This window comes from Candidatus Polarisedimenticolaceae bacterium, from assembly GCA_036376135.1.
In the GTDB taxonomy this organism is placed as follows: domain Bacteria; phylum Acidobacteriota; class Polarisedimenticolia; order Polarisedimenticolales; family DASRJG01; genus DASVAW01.
The window spans coordinates 1-4,140 of record DASVAW010000103.1 but is presented as its reverse complement, the minus strand read 5'-3'; the positions used below and the strand labels follow the sequence as shown (position 1 = coordinate 4,140).

Below are 4,140 nucleotides of genomic sequence, written 5' to 3'. Positions count from 1 at the left end.
GCTCCGCGCCCTCGCCCTCGCGCACCGGGGCCTCCCGTCCGACCTCGAGGGGGCGATCCCGCCGAAGGAGAACTGGATCGGCGTGAGGCGCGAGCCCGCCTCCCAGCCCACGATCGTGACCGCCGCATCGAACGTCCGCGTGAACCAGGACGCCTCCGGGTACGACCAGAACGAGTTCGACCTCTCGTCGAGCCCCACGAACCCGTTGAACCTGATCGGGGGCGGGAACGACTACCGCACCGGAAATGTCAAGTGCGGCTGGTACGCGAGCCAGGACGGCGGCCTCACGTGGACCGACGGTGTCCTTCCCGAGAGCACCTTCCCGTACCAGGGCGACCCGACGGTCGCGCATTGCGCCGACGGTTCGGCGATCTACGTCTGCCTCTCGTTCACCGGCGCCTACCAGCCGCACGGCCTGTTCTCGTACCGCACGACCGACGGCGGGCAGACGTGGTCCAACCCCGCCACGATCCTCAATCGCCAGAACGGGTTCCCCTTCGCCGACAAGGAGTGGGTCTGGTGCGACCCCTCCCCGTCGAGCCCCAACGCCAATCGCGCCTACGTGAGCTGGACCGATTTCGGCTTCTCGCAGTCGCCGATCCTCCTCAAATACTCGTCGAACGGCGGCTCGACGTGGTCGGCGAACGTGCGCGTCTCGGACGGGAGCAACGTCCAGGGCTCGGTGATCGCGAGCTCGCGCGGCGGGACGGTCTACGTCGCCTGGGCGGATGCGAACCGCGTCGGATTCGACCGCTCCACCGACGGCGCCCAGACCTTCGGCGGGGACAGCTTCCCGTCGAGCGTCGTCCCCATCGCCAACGATCCGGTGTTCCGTCGCAATTCCTTCCCGACGATGGACGTCGACCGCACGACGGGGCCGCACCAGAACAACATCTACATCGCCTGGTCGGACAACCGGAACGGCGATCCGGACATCCTGCTGGTCCGCTCGACGAACGGCGGCACGACGTGGAGCGCTCCCGTGCGCGTGAACGACGACGCACTCGCCAACGGCGCCGACCAGTTCTTCCCGTGGCTCTCGGTCGATCCGAACGGTCGCGTGATCGTGACCTTCCTCGACCGACGCCGTTCCCCCGGGGGCCGGCCGTACGAGGTGTGGGGGGCGGTCTCGCGCGACGGCGGCCAGAGCTTCGACTCGAACTTCCTCGTCTCGGACGCGTCCAGCAACGGCGCGCTGAACGGGTTCATCGGCGACTACACCGGGCTCACCGCGACCGCGACGACCCTCCACGCGTTGTGGCCGGACCTTCGCGCGGGGACGGGGGAGACCGACGCCTACAGCGATCGGTTCCCGAACACGTTCCGTTACGACGAGGTGGACGGCCTCGCGTGGACCTCGAAGGACGATCTCGACTTCGTGGCGCAGGACGCGAGATTCGGGGCCGACCTCGAGTACGACGTCGCGAGCGGGTTGTTGTCCGAGCTGATCGCCGACGCCGGCTTCACCCGCGCGTCGTGCGCGTCGAACGACTGGCCGCAACCCCCGTTCGTCGACGTGCGCGTCCCGCCGGAGAGCGATGCCTACTGGTATCTCGTGCGCGCGACGGGGCCGAACGGAGTGGGGACGTACGGCGACGGGTCGCCGGCGAGGCCGAACGTGAGGGATGCGTTGGACGGCACGATCGCGAGTTGTCCGTAGGAGGACTCCTAGGCGATCCGCCCCCGCCACTGCAGCCACCACCGCATGCACCGGTGCGCGAGGTCCACCGGCTCGCGGTACATCAGCGGACATCCGCCGACGATGCACGCGATCCCCTGCGACCGGCACGCGGCCACGGCGGGCTCCGACACGCTCCCGCTGCCGAACGACCGATGGAACCAGACGCGCCGGACCTTCCGGTCGGCGGCCTGACGCACGATCTCGAGCGAGACGTCGGGGTGCGTCGCGATCACGACGCCGTCGAGATCCCCGGGTACGCTCGCGAGGTCGGGAAAGCACCGGACGCCTTCGACCTCCGTGGCGTTCGGGTTGACCGGGAAGACCTCGTATCCGGTGTCGCGCAACTTGCGGAACACGGGATTGGCGGCGCTCTCCTTGCCGCGCGAAACACCGGCCACCGCGATCCGCCGGCCGCGGAGAAACTCGTGGATGAGCTCCGTCGCGTGCGCCATGGCGCCTCCTTGTGTCGGAAGGATCGCGCTCTCGCGAAACACTGCGAAGCTGGCTGAGGCGGGTGGATTCGAACCACCATAGCCGGATTAACAGTCCGGTAGGTTGCCAGTTACCTCACACCTCAACACGCGTTTCGCGACGGCATCCGCAACGTACGTCGGGCCCGGAATCATGACAAGCCCCAACGGGTCGCGGGTGGGTTGACGACCTGCTCCTTCGGGCGTACGGTGATTTCGTCCGGACGAGGCAAGTCCGCCGTTCCGCGGAGAGCCCGAGTGGGCTCGGTTGGTCCGATCGGGAGGCGACGATGCGCGACACCGTTCTGGACCTGGTTCCGACTCGCTTCCGTTCCAGTCTCGCTCGACGTTTCGCGTCGCGGCATCCCTCCCGAAGTTCCCGGTCCACGCCCAGGTGCTCCTCGACCGGCCCGCCTCACGGGGCCGCGGCGTCCTCGTCGTCGAGGAGCACCCCACCCGGCCGGTGATGGCGTGCACCGGCCGCGCCGGCCGCACGCCTCGCGGAAGGAGGTGAGTCGCCGGGCCGTGCCAAGCCCGGGGTCCCGAGTCTCCTCTCCCGTCGCGAAAGGGGATGAGGTCCCCGGGCGACGGCGATCCAACTCACCCTCGAGGCGGACGGGAACGAGCCCGTCCGCGAGGTCGTCCCGATCCGCCTCGAGGGCGTCAAACGTCAAATGCGGCCGGGAAGGGCCGTGGTAACGTCCGGGCAATCCTCGGGGGTTGCCCATGCGACGACGAATCGTCCTGGTGCTGACGGCCACGGTCCTGACGAGCGGGTGCGCGAGCCTGCGTTACCTGGCGCGCGAGACGATGACCTCGGAAGGTCGCACGCGACAGGAGTACTTCCGAGCCCACCGCGACCTGGAGAAGGGAGAATTCGAGTCCGCCGTCGAGCGCTTCGGCGAGTTGCGCCAACGCCGGCCCGACGCCTACGACTTCGCGCGGGGCCAGGCCGAGGCGCTGGCGAAGGTGGGGCGGTACGACGAGGCGTGGAGCGCGCTCGAGGCGGCCGTCGACGCGGGGCTTCGCTACAGGTGGGCCGTGGAGCGGGAGGAGGCGTTCGGGCCGCTGCGGCCGGACCCGCGTTGGAGCGCGCTCCTCGAGCGGATCGACGGGAACTACCGCTCCCACATGCAGAAGATCCGCGACGCGAAGCGGGAGATGCCCCTCGACACGGCGCCGAGCTTCGCGACCTGGGCGAAGGTGGAGGCGACGTTCGAGGAGGACCGGAAGGCGGCGCGCAAGGCCCAGTGGGCGATCGACTGGACGGGAGCGCGGGACATCGAGGAGCAGCTCCACTACCAGCGGCAAATCGCGAGGGTCCGTCGCTACCTCGCCGATCATCCCGACGCTGCGGAACGCGAGGAGGCCCGTCTGAAGGAGATCCGGCTTCGCATCGCGGTCGCGGCACCCTGGCTGGACTTCTGGACCCCCGCGGACGCCAAGGCGATCGAGGACGCCGCCGACCGGCTCGTCGCGGAGTTCCCCGCCGGCAGGTACCGCTCGGAGGCCGAGCTGCACAAGGCGGTCGCGATCCTGCGCGGCGTGCTTCCGGAAACGGGATGGGAGCCCGGACGGATCGAGCCGTACGTCCCCGACTGCGCCGCGGCGATCCCGATCCTCGAGCCCCTCGCGGCGACGGCGGACAAGGACCCACGCGGCGAGGACGCCCAGGGGTTCCTGGCGTATTGCCTCTGGGAGGGGACACCCCGCGACGCCGCACGCGCGCTGGCGACGGCGGAGGCGTTCCTCGCGAAGGACCAGGACGCTCCGGAGGGAACGCAGTACTGGGGGCTGCCGGCCGACGTGCGGAAGGTGCGCCTGCTCGCCGGCGCGCTCCCGACGTTCGAGAAGGACCGCAAGGAAGCCCGCAAGTCCCAGTGGGCCATCGACTGGACGGGGGCGCGGGACATCGAGGAGCAGCTCCACTACCAGCGGCAAATCGCGAGGGTCCGTCGCTACCTCGCCGATCATCCCGACGCTGCGGAA

At 69.7% G+C, this 4,140-nt stretch carries 3 protein-coding genes and 1 tRNA gene; 2 read left to right on the top strand and 2 right to left on the bottom strand.

Going from position 1 to position 4,140, the window contains the following annotated elements; genetic code table 11:
* Positions 1-1,660, top strand: a 1,660-nt coding sequence (locus VF139_10500; GenBank protein ID HEX6851820.1) for a sialidase family protein, incomplete at its 5' end; no start/stop codon positions are given.
* An 8-nt stretch (positions 1,661-1,668) separates the two neighbouring features.
* Here the strand turns inward: VF139_10500 and VF139_10495 are convergent.
* Together VF139_10495 and VF139_10490 are read right to left on the bottom strand one after the other, a co-directional pair.
* Positions 1,669-2,133, bottom strand: coding sequence for a CoA-binding protein (locus VF139_10495; GenBank protein HEX6851819.1), 465 nt, complete (start codon positions 2,131-2,133; stop codon positions 1,669-1,671).
* 50 nt (positions 2,134-2,183) lie between these two features.
* Positions 2,184-2,258 (bottom strand) — tRNA-Asn (locus tag VF139_10490).
* A gap of 619 nt (positions 2,259-2,877) precedes the next feature.
* On the opposite strand from VF139_10490, the gene VF139_10485 reads away from it, so the two are divergent.
* Positions 2,878-4,140 (top strand): hypothetical protein (locus VF139_10485; protein HEX6851818.1); only part of this gene is annotated, 1,263 nt, incomplete at its 3' end.

What these genes read in the sequence shown, in the direction of transcription:
- VF139_10495 (HEX6851819.1), bottom strand. Translation starts at nt 2,133, where the DNA reads ATGGCGCACGCGACGGAGCTCATCCACGAGTTTCTCCGCGGCCGGCGG.